The 14,995-nt window shown below is 59.1% G+C and carries 18 protein-coding genes; 12 read left to right on the top strand and 6 right to left on the bottom strand.

Annotation, left to right across the window (positions count from 1 at the left end; genetic code table 11):
- Positions 1 to 133: 133 nt before the first annotated feature.
- Complete coding sequence (locus ACSQ9D_RS14675) at positions 134 to 796, top strand: sulfite oxidase-like oxidoreductase (RefSeq protein WP_436282829.1); 663 nt, start codon at positions 134 to 136, stop codon at positions 794 to 796.
- A 332-nt stretch (positions 797 to 1,128) separates the two neighbouring features.
- Positions 1,129 to 1,764 carry a response regulator transcription factor gene (locus ACSQ9D_RS14680; protein ID WP_436282830.1) on the top strand — a complete coding sequence of 212 codons (636 nt, stop codon included), beginning with the start codon at positions 1,129 to 1,131 and terminating at the stop codon, positions 1,762 to 1,764.
- Here the strand turns inward: ACSQ9D_RS14680 and ACSQ9D_RS14685 are convergent.
- The 3 genes from ACSQ9D_RS14685 to ACSQ9D_RS14695 are packed head-to-tail and all read right to left on the bottom strand — an operon-like array spanning position 1,761 to position 3,380.
- Complete coding sequence (locus ACSQ9D_RS14685; RefSeq protein ID WP_436282831.1) at positions 1,761 to 2,372, bottom strand: hypothetical protein; 612 nt, start codon at positions 2,370 to 2,372, stop codon at positions 1,761 to 1,763. The two genes, ACSQ9D_RS14680 and ACSQ9D_RS14685, sit on opposite strands and share 4 nt — an antisense overlap.
- A 41-nt stretch (positions 2,373 to 2,413) precedes the next feature.
- On the bottom strand, positions 2,414 to 3,157 hold the full coding sequence (locus tag ACSQ9D_RS14690; RefSeq protein WP_436282832.1) for a CbtA family protein: 744 nt from the start codon (positions 3,155 to 3,157) through the stop codon (positions 2,414 to 2,416).
- A 13-nt stretch (positions 3,158 to 3,170) separates the two neighbouring features.
- Positions 3,171 to 3,380 (bottom strand): CbtB domain-containing protein, encoded by a 210-nt coding sequence (locus ACSQ9D_RS14695; protein ID WP_037126869.1) that lies wholly within the window; start codon positions 3,378 to 3,380, stop codon positions 3,171 to 3,173.
- A 223-nt stretch (positions 3,381 to 3,603) separates the two neighbouring features.
- Here ACSQ9D_RS14695 and ACSQ9D_RS14700 point away from each other — a divergent pair, with 223 nt between their 5' ends.
- The 5 genes from ACSQ9D_RS14700 to ACSQ9D_RS14720 all read left to right on the top strand — a co-directional run bounded on the left by ACSQ9D_RS14700 (position 3,604) and on the right by ACSQ9D_RS14720 (position 9,114).
- Positions 3,604 to 4,167, top strand: coding sequence for a histidine phosphatase family protein (locus ACSQ9D_RS14700; protein WP_037126867.1), 564 nt, complete (start codon positions 3,604 to 3,606; stop codon positions 4,165 to 4,167).
- Between the two features lie 367 nt (positions 4,168 to 4,534).
- Positions 4,535 to 6,100 carry a putative bifunctional diguanylate cyclase/phosphodiesterase gene (locus ACSQ9D_RS14705; RefSeq protein WP_436282833.1) on the top strand — a complete coding sequence of 522 codons (1,566 nt, stop codon included), beginning with the start codon at positions 4,535 to 4,537 and terminating at the stop codon, positions 6,098 to 6,100.
- A 211-nt stretch (positions 6,101 to 6,311) separates the two neighbouring features.
- A complete protein-coding gene (locus tag ACSQ9D_RS14710; protein ID WP_436282834.1) occupies positions 6,312 to 6,935 on the top strand; it encodes an outer membrane protein in 624 nt (207 codons plus the stop codon).
- Positions 6,936 to 7,074: 139 nt separating this feature from the next.
- Positions 7,075 to 8,313 (top strand): hypothetical protein, encoded by a 1,239-nt coding sequence (locus ACSQ9D_RS14715; protein WP_436282835.1) that lies wholly within the window; start codon positions 7,075 to 7,077, stop codon positions 8,311 to 8,313.
- Positions 8,314 to 8,526: 213 nt separating this feature from the next.
- Complete coding sequence (locus tag ACSQ9D_RS14720; RefSeq protein WP_436282836.1) at positions 8,527 to 9,114, top strand: transglutaminase-like cysteine peptidase; 588 nt, start codon at positions 8,527 to 8,529, stop codon at positions 9,112 to 9,114.
- Between the two features lie 68 nt (positions 9,115 to 9,182).
- Here ACSQ9D_RS14720 and ACSQ9D_RS14725 read toward each other — a convergent pair whose 3' ends face one another.
- Both ACSQ9D_RS14725 and ACSQ9D_RS14730 read right to left on the bottom strand, forming a co-directional pair.
- On the bottom strand, positions 9,183 to 9,443 hold the full coding sequence (locus tag ACSQ9D_RS14725; RefSeq protein ID WP_037126862.1) for a hypothetical protein: 261 nt from the start codon (positions 9,441 to 9,443) through the stop codon (positions 9,183 to 9,185).
- Positions 9,444 to 10,133: 690 nt separating this feature from the next.
- The gene (locus tag ACSQ9D_RS14730; protein WP_436282837.1) at positions 10,134 to 10,328 is read right to left on the bottom strand and encodes a hypothetical protein; all 195 of its coding nucleotides are present in this window, start codon (positions 10,326 to 10,328) and stop codon (positions 10,134 to 10,136) included.
- Positions 10,329 to 10,778: 450 nt separating this feature from the next.
- Here ACSQ9D_RS14730 and ACSQ9D_RS14735 point away from each other — a divergent pair, with 450 nt between their 5' ends.
- The 5 genes from ACSQ9D_RS14735 (at position 10,779) to ACSQ9D_RS14755 (ending at position 13,870) form a co-directional block, all read left to right on the top strand.
- Complete coding sequence (locus ACSQ9D_RS14735) at positions 10,779 to 11,159, top strand: hypothetical protein (protein WP_436282838.1); 381 nt, start codon at positions 10,779 to 10,781, stop codon at positions 11,157 to 11,159.
- Positions 11,160 to 11,324: 165 nt separating this feature from the next.
- On the top strand, positions 11,325 to 11,453 hold the full coding sequence (locus ACSQ9D_RS14740; protein ID WP_007793444.1) for a hypothetical protein: 129 nt from the start codon (positions 11,325 to 11,327) through the stop codon (positions 11,451 to 11,453).
- A gap of 356 nt (positions 11,454 to 11,809) precedes the next feature.
- The gene (locus tag ACSQ9D_RS14745) at positions 11,810 to 12,172 is read left to right on the top strand and encodes a hypothetical protein (RefSeq protein WP_436283895.1); all 363 of its coding nucleotides are present in this window, start codon (positions 11,810 to 11,812) and stop codon (positions 12,170 to 12,172) included.
- Between the two features lie 505 nt (positions 12,173 to 12,677).
- A complete protein-coding gene (locus ACSQ9D_RS14750) occupies positions 12,678 to 13,358 on the top strand; it encodes a redoxin domain-containing protein (protein WP_436282839.1) in 681 nt (226 codons plus the stop codon).
- A gap of 173 nt (positions 13,359 to 13,531) precedes the next feature.
- On the top strand, positions 13,532 to 13,870 hold the full coding sequence (locus tag ACSQ9D_RS14755; RefSeq protein WP_436282840.1) for a hypothetical protein: 339 nt from the start codon (positions 13,532 to 13,534) through the stop codon (positions 13,868 to 13,870).
- Positions 13,871 to 13,882: 12 nt separating this feature from the next.
- Here ACSQ9D_RS14755 and ACSQ9D_RS14760 read toward each other — a convergent pair whose 3' ends face one another.
- Complete coding sequence (locus ACSQ9D_RS14760; RefSeq protein WP_436281282.1) at positions 13,883 to 14,833, bottom strand: IS630 family transposase; 951 nt, start codon at positions 14,831 to 14,833, stop codon at positions 13,883 to 13,885.
- Positions 14,834 to 14,995: the final 162 nt, after the last annotated feature.

Here is a 14,995-nt window from a genome sequence, read left to right on the forward strand (position 1 = left end):
TGCAAGGGTTGGCCGGCGCGGGAAATATCCCCGTCCCGCAGATGCTGAGCGCACGCACCCGATCCTATCGGCGCACGCTTGACACTGTCCAAGACCGAATGGCCTAATCGCCGCAACGCGAAAGGGGCCACCGATGAGCGATGATCAAACGTCGAGCGACAGCAAGCTCACCACATCGAAGCGCCGGTGGGCGGCGGAGGGAAAATTTCTCACCGGCCGCATCAGTCGGCCGGAAACCGAACGCCTGCCGCCAGGACAACACCTCGTCAAGAATTGGCCGGTCCTGGATCTCGGCCGGCAGCCGCTCATTTCGACCGAGACCTGGCGCCTGGAAGTCCGCGGACTTGTCGAAACTCCGCTTGATCTCACTTGGGCCGCCTTCCAGGCGCTCGAGCAGAGCACCAAGGTCACCGACATTCATTGCGTCACCACCTGGTCGCGCTATGACAACAGATGGAAGGGTGTGTCGACCCGCGACCTGCTCGACCATGCGATGCCGAAGCCGGAGGCCCAGTATGTGATGCTGACGAGCTACGACGGCTACACCACGAATCTACCGCTCTCCGACTTCGCCGCCGAGGATGCGATCCTCGCAACTTCCTGGGAAGGCCTGCCGCTGACGCGCGACCACGGCGGCCCAATGCGGCTCGTCGTCCCGCATCTCTATTTCTGGAAAAGCGCGAAATGGCTGCGGCGTATCGATCTGCTGCCGGCCGACGCAGCCGGCTTCTGGGAAAAGAACGGCTATCACATGTATGGCGATCCCTGGCGTGAACAGCGCTACTCCGGGGATTGATACCAGTAGCGATTGCTGGCGGCGCCAGATGACAGAGCCGGTACCGCAATCTGCGCGCTATAGTTTGCAGATACCCTGCCGCTGCCTCTCGATATCTGCGACCACAAACCCGTTTAACGGGTAATTCGTATGGGTGCAAATTCACCTCAGAATAGATACAGAAAGCAATATATTTTTCAAATTAATGCCTTACGACGATTTGAACGCTATCGACTATTGAACCTCTACCCATTTTGGGTTGTTGTTGTATGCCGATTCCAGATATCGCGTATGGGTTGATGAACACGGGCACTTCATTTCACACTGTCACGCAGAAGCTGCTGGATGCGTGGTTGCATACCACCCCCCAGCTGCCTGCCGCGCCGGCAGATATCTATCGCGACGTCCTCGACCTTCTGACGATCAGGATGAGGATGACGCTCGTCGTTCTCGACGGCGAGGATCCGCTGCAATGGCATCTGAAGGTCGTGCGCCCCTCTGGCTTCAGTTCGCGTCTCCTCAACATCAACAAGCTCTTTGCCGATCAACGCATCGGCGAGTTCAAGGATCGTGCCTACATGGAAACGGCCGTTATCCCGCGCTATCGCGAGGTGATCGCCACACAGAAGCCTTCGATGGAACTGGTCAAGACGAGGGTGCTTGGCGTCAACCTCGGATACGAGCGGTTGATCCTTCCGCAAAAGACAACGGCGCGGCGCCCATCCTGGCTGCTGACGGTCTCGAATGGCCGCTTCATGTTCAACCCGCCGCAGCAGCAAGCCCGCATGGATGCGACTGACGAAGCGGTGATCCAGCTTTTGACGGAAGGCGCGACGGCCAAGGAGATCGCAGCCGATCTCGGGCTCTCGCATCGGACGGTCGAGCACCGCTTGGAGCGCATGAAGGAGCGTTACGGTGCGAAGAATACTGTGCACCTCGCAGCCATGCTGGTTGCAACGCACTTCGACCGCGATGTGGAGAAGAGCTAGAGCGTGATCCGCCGAAGCAGGCGCCGCCCGCAATAGACCACAGCAAGGATCGCCGCCGCGAGCGCCGTCAACGTCGCCATGCTTTCAGGATGCAGCGGAACGTCCCTCCACGCCGGGCGAACGACATCCGCAGTATTGAACGCATCACCGCTAAACTGGCAAGTGATCAGCGCCAAGCCGCCCAGCACCATGCCGGCATCGATCGCCGAGACTATGGCCTCGGCCTCGACAGCCTCGCCGCCCATGCCACGCATCGATAGCAGCACGGCCTTCGTTGCCGCGAGATATGCATGCGAGCACTCATTGAATGGACTGGCCTCGTCCGTCACGCCGCCGGGCATTTTTCCCCAGAGGCAGTAGGCGTGCTGGATTTGCGCATAGTTGAGTACGCGTCGGAACGGCTCGTTCGTGTCCGTGGCGCGCGCCGCGAGATCGATGATCCGATCGCGATACTGTGCGATCATGATCATTTCGCCATGTGAGATTTCAGCGATTGCGATGCCGGTGTGGGGACCACTGCTGCTCTGCTGGTGCGCGCTGGCCGCAACAGACCACAGCTGCAGCACTGCTATCATTGCCACGAAGAAAATGGAACGCCGGTAGGTCATCGCCTGGTGCAGGCTCCGGATCGCTCCGGAGCCTTCTCCGATCAATGAAAAGCCGGCGCGCGTTCGCGTGGGCTGGCAGCGACACCAAGCTTGCGTTCGGCCAGTGCGCCGAAGGCCAGGCCAAGGACGCCCCAGAGGATCACGTGCATGCCGATCGAAGTCGTGCGGAAACGCCACAGGACCAGCGCCGAATAATTCTCCGGCACCTCGTTGATCGGTGGCAGCAGATACTGCACGAGACCGATGAAGACGACATAGGCGAGACCTGCTGCAATCGCCGCATTCCAAACCCCAAACCGAGGCGCCAGGCGGCGTGCAAGCGCAATTGCCGCAACGAGGGCGGCGATCGAAACGACGATCATCAGGAAGAACAGCTCGGTCCTGACGCCGATCGTGTCAGGGTTGCCGACCGCCGGCGGGTTGGCCGGATATTTGATGTTGGGTACGATGACAACGGCGACAAAGGCCGCAATCGCAATGACCACAGACGTTGCGCGCGCTCCGAGCGTGCTGAACCGGCCTTGGACGAAAGCAAAGACGAGCGCAAACAGGCCACCGACGGCGATACTGTAAGCCATCACGCCGGTGAACAGACCAAAGCCCGCCTGCGTGGCACGGCTGACGATTTCGGGCTCGCCAGTTGCGCCTGCCGCCTGGGCAGCGGCTTCCTCGAACGCAATCGCCTGGTCGACAAGCGGCTCACCGAAGGTATGGGCAAAAGCGAAAACGAGGACGCCAGCGATCAGGCCCGCGAGCATCCCGCGAAGCAAAAGATTTCCAACCATGTCCGGAACTCCCTTAGTGGCAGGGGAAGCCGAGCAGATGCCGGCCGTCATGCACGAACTCGTGCACGTACATACCGTTGAAAAGCGCCATCGCGCCCTCTTCGGTGCCGACGAAATAGATGGCGATGAGCATCAGCAGACCGCCGAAGATCGCCCAGGGCAAAAGCTCGCCAACCGGAATCGGGGCCGGTGCGGCGACGGGCGCAAAAGTGGAGTCAGACATGTATTCCTCCTGGAATGACGCGTTCAGTCGAGAATTGTTGCGTGGCAGGGTCTGACTTCCAGTCCGAGGTATCCTCATCCTGATCACAGTGGCGCGACCGCACCGGAATTTCACCGGTTTCCAAACCCACAACAACACCGTTATATCTGCGGCTTCGAACCTGTCAACGAAACTTCATGCAGTGACAGGCCACCCTCCTTGTTATCCGGAGACGACCAACGTGATGACGCGCCTCACCTGGATCTGCCATGGCTCGACCGCCGCCAACCGCGAGGCGCGTTTCCCCTTGGACGAGCCCTTGAACGAGAAGGCAGTCATTGCCACGCAGGCAATTGCGCCTCGCCTTCGGCACGCCGATAACGTCTTCGCCAGCCCGACATTGCGCACGCGGCAGACGGCCGATGCGCTCGGCCTGCAGCCCGCATTCTCCGATGCGCTCGCCGATTGTGATTTTGGCCGCTGGGCGGGACGTTCGATCGCCGAAATCCAGCAAGCGGAGCCGGAAAACCTTGCGGCCTGGATGGCGCGGCCGGAGGAGGCTCCGCATGGTGGTGAGGCAATCGCTGCCGTGTGCACGCGTGTAAACGCCTGGCTGAGCCAGCGCTTGCAGGCCGGCGGCCACATCGTCGCCATCACCCATGCCGCGGTTATTCGGGCGGCCATCATCAGCACGCTGAACGCACCCGTCGCGTCATTCTGGATTGCCGACATCGAGCCACTCGCAATCGTCCACATGACGAGCAATGGAAGCCGCTGGTCACTGCGCGTCGAAGGCGCAACGGCTTAATTTTCAAGGCGATAATTTAGGCCAGCCTTACGCAAGCACGCCATGCCATAGCTTTCCGACCCGACACCGTCGGGGCGTCAATCCTTGCCCCAAGGAGGATCAAGCATGCCTTATGATTGGAGCGGCGCGCAAATGCGGCGCACGCGACTGCTACGCATGACCGCCGTTGTGATGCTTCTCCTGCTTGTCATCGGCGCATCCCTACTGATCAGGCCCTGAGAACGACAGGCGGGCGGCTGCACCGTTCGCCTTTCGAACCACCTCTCCCTGCGCCGTAGATGCAGATACCAAGAATTCACCCTTTGGTTTCAACATACCCTTCAGACTTCAATGATACACCGGCGCCCGGGTGGAGATGGAGTGAAGCATGCCGGTATTCTTCCAGAGCAGGGCCGGGAGGCAATGCCTGTTGGTCATGGCGTGGGGGTTAACGCTGTGGCTCGTCGGTGCGATCCTCGAATTGGACAACTGGCTGGTCGCTTTCGTCGGCGCCTACGAGAACTATGGTGCAGACAAGCTCGTCCTCGCGCTTGGCATCGGCGGCGCCATGAGCTTCGTTTATTCGATCTTGCGCATCCTCGACCTGCGCAAAGAGATGGAATTGCGAACCAGCGCCCAGGCCAAGGCCGACTGGACGGCAACACACGATCACCTTACCAAACTTCCCAACCGTTACGCATTCGAGCGCAACCTTGTTCCGCGAAGGACGAAGACCGACGTCGAAGACGCCGAGTGGGAGCAGAATGTTACGATCTTCTCGGTCGACCTCGACGGCTTCAAGAAGGTCAATGATCTCGTCGGCCACAATGGCGGCGACGCCCTGCTGATCGAAGTGGCAAAGCGCATCTGTGCGATCGGAAATGCTGATTGCGTCTATCGTTTTGGCGGCGACGAGTTTGTCGTCGTTGCGCTCGGCCTCTCCCCCCGGCACGAGGAACGCTTCGCGCGGTTGCTCATCCAGGCCGTAACACGCCCCATCCATATCAATGGGTTTGCCGTCGAAGTCGGCGCCAGCGTCGGTTACGATCGCTGGGAACAGGGTCGGGAACCGCTCGAGTACGCCGCCCATCGTGCCGACCTGGCCATGTACGAGGCCAAGTCACGCGGACCAAACCACCATATGGTGTTTGAAGCCTCGATGCAGGACAAGGTGGCAAAGCGCGCAACGCTGGAATCCAAGCTGCGTATCGCAATCCAGAAGAAGGCGATCCGGCCGTTTTATCAACCGTTGATCGATCTCAAGAGCGGCAAGGTCTGCGGCTTCGAGGCGCTCGCCCGCTGGACGGATGAAGAGGGCGTCGCCATTCCGCCGCCGGTCTTCATCGGGATTGCCGAAGAAACCGGAATGATTACCGAGCTCTTCGAAGATCTACTGGCTCAGGCCTGCAGGGATGCGCTGGCCTGGGACGACCACGTCACCCTGTCTTTCAACGTCTCTCCGGTGCAGATGGAGGACAAGCTGCTGGCCTCGCGCATCTTCAAGGTGCTTTCGGCAAATGGTCTGCCACCGCGCCGCCTGGAGATCGAGATCACCGAGAATGCGCTGATTCAGGATCCGGCAGTTGCCGCCATCATTTTGGACGAGCTCCACGATGCTGGCGTCCAGATCGCCCTCGACGATTTCGGCACGGGTTACTCAAGCCTCGCCCAGCTCGCCCGATATCGCTTCGACAAGATCAAGATCGACAAGAGCTTCATCGCGACCTACCGCGATGATGAACGCCAGGAAAAGATCATTCGCGCAATGCTTGGGCTCGGCCGCAGTCTCAACATCCAGACCACTGCCGAGGGCATCGAGGAGCATCGCCAACTCGGGCACCTGCTTCAGCTCGGCTGCGATGTCGGACAGGGCTATCTCTTCGGCAAGGCCATGCCTGCCGAAGAGACGCGCTCCTTCGTTCTTGATCGTGACGAGGCATTGGCCAGCGGATAAGCGCCGCGAAATACGCGCCGCGCGCCACCTCGCACATCAGAAATTCGTGATGGAACCCTTTCAGACAGGGCAACGTTAGCTCGTTGGTTCTGTGGGCGGACACTTCCACTGAAAGTGTATCTGCATGCCGCATGGGCCGCGATCATTGATCGAGCCCAGCTCGATTGGTGTGCAAACGGAGTGGACCCTTGTCATAGGAGAGGGATTTATCATGTATTTTCGTATAATTGCTGCCTCGGCGGCCTTTATGGGTCTTGCGGGGGCTGCATCGGCCGCTGACCTTGTGAGCGAGCCGCCGGCAGCCCCGGTTGCACAAGCCGCACCGGTTTTCACCTGGAACGGCTTCTATGTCGGCCTGCAAGGTGGTGGCGCCTGGGGCAACGGTGACTTCTCCGGCATCGGCGACGCCAACCTCAACGGCGGCCTCATCAACGGCTTCACCGGATACAACTGGCAACTCGACAACAATATCGTGCTCGGCGTCGAAGGTGACGTTTCCTACAATTGGAACGATGAAACCGTTGGCGGCAATGAATACAAGTTCGACACGACAGGCTCCGTCCGCGCCCGCGTCGGTTACGCTCTCGATCACGCGCTGTTCTATGGAGCCGCCGGCTGGACGGGCGCAAGAGGCCATGTAAACACACCCGTCGGCGATGACGACGCCACGTTCTCGGGCTGGACCGTTGGAGCCGGCTTGGACTACGCCTTCACCGACAACATCTTCGGGCGGGTCGAATATCGCTACAACGATTACGGCAGCAAGGACCTGCTCGGTGTGGACACCGACTTCAATCAGAACGTTGTCACCGTCGGCGTCGGCTTCAAGTTCTGAGATCTCTGAACCTGCCGACGAACGGGCAGGAAATGACAAAGCCCGGGCAACGACCCGGGCTTCGTTCATTTGATATGACGGTGACCGCCGTGAAAGGCGGTCCGTTCGCCTTCTAGTGGTTTCCGCCGTGGCCACCGCCATGGTTACCGCCACCTTCGTTACCGCCACCCTGACTGCCGCCGCCCTGGCTGCCGCCACCGTCGTTGCCGCCACCCTGATTGCCGCCGCCCTGGCTGCCGCCACCTTCGTTGCCGCCACCCTGGCTGCCGCCACCCTGGCTGCTGCCGCCCTGGTTGCCGCCGCCTTCGTTGCCGCCGCCCTGGCTGCCGCCGCCCTGGCTGCCGCCGCCCTGGCTGCCGCCGCCCTGGCTGCCGCCGCCCTGGCTGCCGCCGCCCTGGCTGCCGCCACCCTGATTGCCGCCACCCTGGCTGCCGCCACCCTGGCTGCTGCCGCCCTGGCTGCCGCCACCTTCGTTGCCGCCACCCTGGCTGCCGCCACCTTCGTTGCCGCCGCCCTGGCTGCCGCCACCTTCGTTGCCGCCACCCTGGTTACCGCCACCCTGGTTGCTGCCACCCCGGTTGCCGCCACCTTCGTTGCCGCCACCCTGGTTGCCGCCACCTTGGTTGTCTCCACCCTGATTACCGCCGCCTCGGTTCTCGCCACCTTGGCTGCCCCCGCCGTGGTTACGACTACCGCGCGGACCGTCACCCTTGGAGGCGTGCTGGCTTTTTGGGCCATCGCCGCGAGGGCCGTCGCCCTTGGAGCCGTGGTGGTCTTTCGGGCCATCGCCCCGGGGGCCGTCCCCCGTGGAGCCGTGATGATCCCTGGGACCGTCGCCGCGAGGGTCATCGCCCTTCGAACCGTGGTGATCTCTCGGGCCATCGCCGCGAGGACCGTCGCCCTTGGGACCGTGGTGGTCTTTCGGGCCATCGCCGCGAGGGCCATGATCTTTGGGTCCGTGGTGGTCTTTCGGACCATGGTGATGGTGGGCCCCGCCATGATGACCACCGCCGCTGCTGCCATCGCCGCCGTCACCATCCCCATTGCCACCGCCGCCATTGCCATCGCCGGCGCCACCAGAACCTTCGCCTGTGTTGCCGCTGCCGCCGCGTCCATTGCTATCACCGCTGCCAGCGTCGGAGCCGCCGGCATTCCCTCCCCCGGAAGAATTGCCTGCGGACTGCCTGCCTCCCAGCAATCGGCCACCGTGATGATCAGGATCGGCAAAAGGATTAAGATTGATGGATGCTACCGGCCCGCACAATCTCTCCTCAATCGTGCCTGGCCGCACCGCCTGACAATTGAGCCGCTGACTCTGTGCACTTGCGAGGCTGGTTCCGGCAAGAAGAAAAGCGATGCCGGCAGAAATTGTCAGTAAATTTGTACGCATAGTTACTCACTCCCAAAGTTAACAGAGCGTTAACGAGGAGATTTATACAGTCCTAATAAAGTAAAAAGAAGAATAACTATCGTAAACAGACCCTAAAACGTTAGTATATAGTTAACCTTTAAAATATAAAATTCTAATTAAAAGGTGGCAGCTTAAAGTGTATAATTGGCAGGTCAGCACTCAGCCGAAGGGATGTTTTCGATGCGAGCCTTTGCAGCTTTCGCGGCGTTCACTCTTGTTTTCGCAGCGTTTGCGGGTGAGAGCTACGCAGGCTCAGCCCTTCGCCCATCACGCTCGATCGGAGCCCCGATAGGCTTTCCCTCCGCATGCACGCGCTATGCTTGGCTCTGCCATGGCACCGGCGGTCGTGAGATGAGCGACGAAGAGGCGATGCCCCTGCTCCAGAAGGTGAATAGGCAGGTCAACGCCGGCGTTGCAGCAGCAACGGACACACGGACATCAGGAAAATCGGAATACTGGTCGCTGCCCATTAACAACAAAGGCGACTGCGAAGACTATGCGCTGCTGAAGATGAAGACGCTGCTCGGCGCAGGCTTTGCATCAAACAAACTGGCGCTTTCGGTCGTAATCGATCGAGGCGGCAACAACCATGTCGTCCTGCTGGCGCGATTGAAGTCAGGCGACTATGTGCTCGACAATCTTGTCGGTAAAGTAAAACCCTGGGCAAGCACGGGATATACTTTCTTGGCAAGCCAGAACTTCAGCAACAAGAGTGACTGGCAAGTAACGCTGGCGGGCCCGAGAGCTGCGCAATTCTCCGGAACGTGAGGAAGTGGGATACCGCAATTCTCCAATTGCCCGATCCAGGAGAACTCCTTCATGCGACCGAGCAAGGGTTAGTGGACCGACGGGTCCTCTTCTTCCAAAAATGTTCTGATCCCTTCGCGCGCGACCGTCGCCAAAAACTCGTCAAACGCCTCGCGATCGGTCGCAAAGGGCGCCTCCCATTCGATGAGGTCCTCGTGCTGGGTCACCACTTCCATCTTCCAGTCGCCATTCGTGCCCGCAGGGCGGAAGATGTCGACGAGCACCGTTACGCCGTCATCGGTGAACTCACCAGCAAGGTCGGAATGCTCCAGTTTCGGCTCGTTCGCCATTCTCAAATCCGATCCGTGATTTCGTCGAGTAGTCTAAGCCGCAACGATGACACGCCTGCAGACCCACCATCGTGCATAGCGTACGCAAAGGAGAAAGGCCCGAGGCCAAACTTTATTGAAAATTCCACAGGAGAAAATGCGTCATTTAGCTGGTAGTGGAGGCGCGCCTTTCAACGCATCTCTGGGATTATCGTTGGCCGTGTCGAGGCTGCGTGAACTGAGGGCATAGCATCCAGGATCCGGAAACCGAATACCCGTCGCCTTCGACGGCGGGCTTTCTGCGGAGCGGAAGACTACTTCCGCCCCCCACTTGGGCGAGGTTTTCCGCCCGCTCCACCTGCGGTCTTGGCGTCGGGCGCCTGGCCAAAATTGGTTCCCCCTAGTGCCCTCCACCGCTCGTATTTGCAACTTGGCGCTCCGATTTGCGCTGGATCTCAGCCGCATCGGTTTTGCTCATTCTAGATTCCTCTTCCTTGCAAGAGTGATCGCTGCCCGACGTAGCCGGCAGATGAAATCGATTTTGGGAGAAAAGGTCTGCTTGACGCCAACGGGCGCGAAACGAAGCTCGACTAGCAAACTGAAACAGGTAAGCAGAGCCGCCATTGTGTTTAAACCAAGTTCTCTAGACCGGTGGAGCAGCCAACAAAAAAGGCCGGGGCGAAACCGCACCGACCTTCCTCACATCGCTACTCACACCAGTGCCAGTACATCCGTGGTCAAAAGCAGAAAGCAATTGCGGCGATTGCGAGCGACAGATACTTTCCAGCGCTCATCAGCAATGCCGATAGCAGGGATATAGGCACTCCCCGCATGAAACGCAACCTCAATTTTTGGTTTTGTTACCGAGACCTTATAAAAACGAAAATTGCAGGAATCACGTTGCATGCGGAGCCGCGCTCAGGCATGGTGACTCCTTCAGCAGCCAATGTTACGGGCGCTGCTGCATCAGGGCTACCGGCCCTTGCCCCAAATGGAAGGAGGACCGAAATGTCTTCCGAACTTAGCTCTGTCTTGAAGTCAAAAGACCTCACGATGCTGCAAGGCGTCTTGGATGCGGCTGGATACTGTTCGGCCAGTAGCGTTGCTGATCCCGAACGATACAACGTCGCGGCGAAACTGCTTATCGAACGTTTCCGGCACGGGATGACCTCCGCCGACGACCTATCCCGGGAATTGGAAAGGCATTTTGGCACTGTGATTTCGGCAATATCTCCGCCAAGCTTCGAGCGGACGCGCGCTGCCATTCAGGGACGCCCTCTCCAGTAGAAGCTTCCGGGAGCCGCAGGGCGGGGCTCCCAAAGGCGTCGGCCGCTCATAGCCTTCTGCTCTTGGGCTATGCAAAACATCGAACCTGACGACTTTGTCTCCGCCCCACGGCGCTTTCAAATTCTCCCTCAATTTCAATCGACGACGGTCCAGCTACTCGCGATCGAACATTGCAGCCGCTGCGCCGAAGCGTTGCAAGATGCAAGGGCAATAGTGGTAGCGGAGGACCGTAGCGGCCTCTATCACCGACTGGATTCCTCGGGCCTTATCGACTTCGGAAACTGGCAGATTGCCTTGCGGAATGCGATGTCTGAATATCTTCGAGTCGCAACGCCGAGTACAAACGGCCAGATGGAGCCGGTTAATGCCAGGATGGAAGCAGCCCCCGTCTCCATGGGTGGCGAAGGCATCGAGGATGCCGGTGACGCCATCGACCTGCCCCTGAGTTAGAGACGTGCCGAAAATACCGGATGCCCGGCGGCGCACCGCGGCGAAGAGAATCTTGCGGTCGATAAGATGTTCAAGATTTGTCTGAAGGAGAGTGTTGCAGTTCCGCACTCGACTCGCCGCTGAAGCGATGTTTCAAGTAGCGAAGCCTAAAGTTGGGAGTTGGCGATGTACTACGAGTGGGACGAAGCGAAAGCGAGACGGCAGTATCTGGTCAAGTTTGCCTCGGTCTGGCTAGCAGCGATTGCGCTGGCATTTCTTCCTGTGTGGTGGCTGGTACAGGAAACCACCTTTTAGCCCGTCACGGGGCGGACCAGCGATATTGCCATCAATATTACAGCCAGAAACTTATTTTGAGACGACATCGCTCCTAGGTCCGGTAGGCTCCATATCCATGTGGGGAGGAGCTAGGATGACCTCGGAAGCTCATGAACATCAAGCCGACTGGCAAAGCATCGCCATGGTGCTAACAATGCCATTGGCCATTGCCATTGTTTCAATTGGATGCCAATTCTTTCTTTAAATCACGCGGTTACGCCGGCCTTGAAATAACCCGCAACTCAGCCAAAAAGCCGGGCACGGTTGGTTGCGAGGCCGCTGACCGGCTTGGACCTTGGCCAGTTCAGAAGAGATCTGAAGGCCTCGACGCGGCAGTGAAGAAGGCGTCGCGGATCAGCGAAACCCATCGCCTCGAAGCCGGCCGCCATCATCGCATCAGTCCGAACGAACGTCCCGCTACACTCGTAGGCGATCTGAACTGCCTTCGAATGTGTCTTGATCCAAACGTCGCCCTGATCAGGCAGGCCGGCAGGAAGGAGCTGAGCTGCAGCCTGAACTGCCTAGCTGACACACTGGTGACAGAGGCGGCGGCGGGATCGGGAAGGCGACCACTCCTGACTATCCTCAGGAAGCTTGCCGGCGACGTGCGTGTGCCCGCCAAAACCGCGGCGCATGCCATTCTTGACCGGCACGGGCTGGTCGCTCTTCCCGGCGTGATGCCTTTCAGGCTGCTGTAAATGATATGCCCCGCTATGCAGCGGGGGACGAGCGGCGAAGCAGCATTTCTTCAAAACCATTTACGCATTTCTGAAAAAAGGCAATGTCCGGTATTGGCGGCGCACAACTGCCGTAGGCGTCGTCGGCTTTTGACGCCCCAAGCGGACGTTCGTGCCTCGGCTGTCATGCCCATGCCCCCAAACGGCCATTCCCATTGCAAACTCGGACGTAACGCGTGGTTGGAATCGGTCTTGGATCGCAACGAGGCTACACGCCATCAGCCGTTCCTCCTGCCGCCGCGGCAAGGTATTCTTGTCGCGGATTGCAGCGAGTGTTAGCATCGAACGTGGCGGGATGTCCGGATAGCCGGATGGCGAAGTTGGCGGCGACCGCACCGTCACGGAAGCAGGAGCGCGCTAGCCCGTCGCCACGGCGTCAAGCCGCTTGCGCGCCGCACGGGCTCGACCTCGAAGCACTTGTCGCCTTGTCTCTTCTTGACTGGTCCTTCGGGCGAGGAGGTTGTCCATGTCTGCGCATTATTTGGACCATCCGTTACAACCGGGCGATCAGGCCCCGAACATCGTCCTGGATGCGATCTCACGCGAGGGGAAGATCGCACTTGATGAATTTCGCGGCCGTAGCCCGTTGTTGATAGGTTTGTTTCGAGGCCTGCTTTGCCCGTTCTGCCGACGCCATGTCGCGGCGATGGCACAGCTCGTCCCGGCCCTACACGAGAAAGGCGTGGACTCTCTAGCGGTGGTAAACACCCCGGTCGAACGCGCGCGACACTATTTCCGCTATCATCCGATACCCGGTCTTCATGCTGCATCCGACCCGGAGCGAGCTTCGCACCGCGCTTTCGGCTTACCCATCCTCGAGTTCACGCAGAATGAGACCAACTGGCCTTACAAGGTCGGAATGGATGTGGTCATGACAATGCGGGTTGATCTGCCGGGGGAGTTGCCCGAACCGATGGATCCGGCGGCCGCGGGCGACCTTCTCAGCGAGAAGGATGGGTACGAGATCACAGAAGCCGATCAGCAGATGAGGACACCCGGACAGATGCAGCTTGTCGGCCATTTCCTGCTCGATCGAGAAGGCGTGGTGCGCTGGAGCTTCACAGAAGTTGAAGAGGAAGGCCGACATGTGTGCCGGGCGCTAGATCCCGAAGAATTGATGTCGGCAGCTTCCCAAGTCGCACATTGACAGCGAAAAACTCGGTCGACGATCAGCGCGCCGGCGGGTTGACTCTGCTACGCGGACAATCGCCATACCAGAAACCGTGCAGAACTCCGCGAAAAGCGCAAGACGCAGAACGCGTGTGTTCATGGGCGGTTCAGGCGCGATGGTTCTATGTAGTTAGCGAGGAGGAGTTCATGATGAAAAAGCTCTTATCCGCCCTCGCAGCTGTAGTCCTGGCTGCCTCTTTCGCCCTACCGCTAAACGCCGCGCCGATGTTCGTGCCGAAAGCAGAACAAGTGCAGACCGGCGATGTCGTGCAGGTCAAAAACCGGCACCATGGTCATTGGCGTTCGGATCGCTACTGGAACCGGCGGTACGCCTACCGTTCCTGCGGTTACTACGGCAACTGCTACTCTCGCCCATATGGATACCGCAGTTATCCGAGGTACTATGGCTATCCTCGGTACGATGGCGGCTATCCTGACTATTATGGCTACCACCGGCGGTCGGGAGTGACCCTCTATTTTGAATTCTAAAGCTTGTCGCGTCTAAATCGCCTCATACCCTGCGGCCTTGAAGTAGTTTCGACATTCTTCAACGGGGAACAGTGCACAGATGTCGCTCAGGGCATTTGATATTGCGTCGAAACTCCTTGCGGCTTTCTTTCGTAGGAGCGTCTTGAGTTTCGAGAAGGCCATTTCGATCGGGTTTAGATCGGGCGAGTACGCAGGTAGAAAAAGCAGCCAGGCACCCTTTTGTCTGATGAGATTTTCGGCCTTTTCGCTTTTGTGGAAACGAACATTGTCGGCAATCACGACGTCGCCCTTGGATAGAGTTGGGACGAGTTGCGTTTCGATCCAGGTCTCGAATATCTCGGCATTCATTGGCGAGTTGACGATCCATGGGGCGACCATGGAATGCGATCTGAGGCCAGCGATGAACGTCTGCGTCTTCCAGGATCCGAAAGGCGCATGACTGCGGTAACGGTGGCCCTTTGGCGACCATCCGGAGCGTTTTGTCAGCTTCGTGTTCGTTGACGTTTCATCGATAAAAGTAAGGCGAGCCAGAGCCTTATCGAAGAATGGCTTGCGCCTTTCGAGCCATAGACTTCTCGCCCGAGCGATTTCCGGGCGAAGCTGCTCGCTTGCCATGAGGCTTTTTTTATGGCTCAAACCGAGCCGGTGCAACATGCGTCCAACGCTCGAGCGATGCACAATGACGCCGCGCTCTGCAAGCTCGAGGCACAATTCGTCAAGCGTCAAATCACCCTTCTCAGCCATACGTTCACGGAACCATGTTCCATGGTCGCTCAACTTGCCGCCGCCGACATGGCCCTGTCGTCTTGGCAACAGAGAGCCCGTTTCACGCTTCAGGATAACAAGGTTATTCACAAACCGAGGCGACACACGGAAATGCCGAGACGCCTCGCGATGGGTGTTACCTTCTTCAACGAACGCAACAACACGGGAACGCAACTCGATCGGATGTGATTTGCCCATGATCGGTCTCCTTCCAGCTACGAAGGAATCACAAATCGGCCGATTCGAGAACCTGAATCAAAAAACGGGCGACGCGCTTTAGCCGATGGCATTCGCAGGTTAGGGAACGCCGCAGCCACCATATAAGGGCGCACCACCACAAGGAAGACTTGGCCCCGTCGG

This window comes from Rhizobium sp. LjRoot258, assembly GCF_964254185.1.
Lineage (GTDB): Bacteria > Pseudomonadota > Alphaproteobacteria > Rhizobiales > Rhizobiaceae > Rhizobium.

Excerpts from the sequence above, each read along its gene's own strand:
- ACSQ9D_RS14710 (WP_436282834.1), top strand. The coding sequence starts at position 6,312 with ATGTATTTTCGTATAATTGCTGCCTCGGCGGCCTTTATGGGTCTTGCG.
- ACSQ9D_RS14730 (WP_436282837.1), bottom strand. The coding sequence starts at position 10,328 with ATGCAACGTGATTCCTGCAATTTTCGTTTTTATAAGGTCTCGGTAACA.
- ACSQ9D_RS14735 (WP_436282838.1), top strand. The coding sequence starts at position 10,779 with ATGCAAAACATCGAACCTGACGACTTTGTCTCCGCCCCACGGCGCTTT.
- ACSQ9D_RS14695 (WP_037126869.1), bottom strand. The coding sequence starts at position 3,380 with ATGTCTGACTCCACTTTTGCGCCCGTCGCCGCACCGGCCCCGATTCCG.
- ACSQ9D_RS14725 (WP_037126862.1), bottom strand. The coding sequence starts at position 9,443 with ATGGCGAACGAGCCGAAACTGGAGCATTCCGACCTTGCTGGTGAGTTC.
- ACSQ9D_RS14720 (WP_436282836.1), top strand. The coding sequence starts at position 8,527 with ATGCGAGCCTTTGCAGCTTTCGCGGCGTTCACTCTTGTTTTCGCAGCG.
- ACSQ9D_RS14760 (WP_436281282.1), bottom strand. The coding sequence starts at position 14,833 with ATGGGCAAATCACATCCGATCGAGTTGCGTTCCCGTGTTGTTGCGTTC.
- ACSQ9D_RS14705 (WP_436282833.1), top strand. The coding sequence starts at position 4,535 with ATGCCGGTATTCTTCCAGAGCAGGGCCGGGAGGCAATGCCTGTTGGTC.
- ACSQ9D_RS14690 (WP_436282832.1), bottom strand. The coding sequence starts at position 3,157 with ATGGTTGGAAATCTTTTGCTTCGCGGGATGCTCGCGGGCCTGATCGCT.
- ACSQ9D_RS14750 (WP_436282839.1), top strand. The coding sequence starts at position 12,678 with ATGTCTGCGCATTATTTGGACCATCCGTTACAACCGGGCGATCAGGCC.
- ACSQ9D_RS14700 (WP_037126867.1), top strand. The coding sequence starts at position 3,604 with ATGACGCGCCTCACCTGGATCTGCCATGGCTCGACCGCCGCCAACCGC.
- ACSQ9D_RS14755 (WP_436282840.1), top strand. The coding sequence starts at position 13,532 with ATGAAAAAGCTCTTATCCGCCCTCGCAGCTGTAGTCCTGGCTGCCTCT.
- ACSQ9D_RS14675 (WP_436282829.1), top strand. The coding sequence starts at position 134 with ATGAGCGATGATCAAACGTCGAGCGACAGCAAGCTCACCACATCGAAG.
- ACSQ9D_RS14715 (WP_436282835.1), top strand. The coding sequence starts at position 7,075 with ATGGTTACCGCCACCTTCGTTACCGCCACCCTGACTGCCGCCGCCCTG.
- ACSQ9D_RS14740 (WP_007793444.1), top strand. The coding sequence starts at position 11,325 with ATGTACTACGAGTGGGACGAAGCGAAAGCGAGACGGCAGTATCTGGTC.
- ACSQ9D_RS14685 (WP_436282831.1), bottom strand. The coding sequence starts at position 2,372 with ATGACCTACCGGCGTTCCATTTTCTTCGTGGCAATGATAGCAGTGCTG.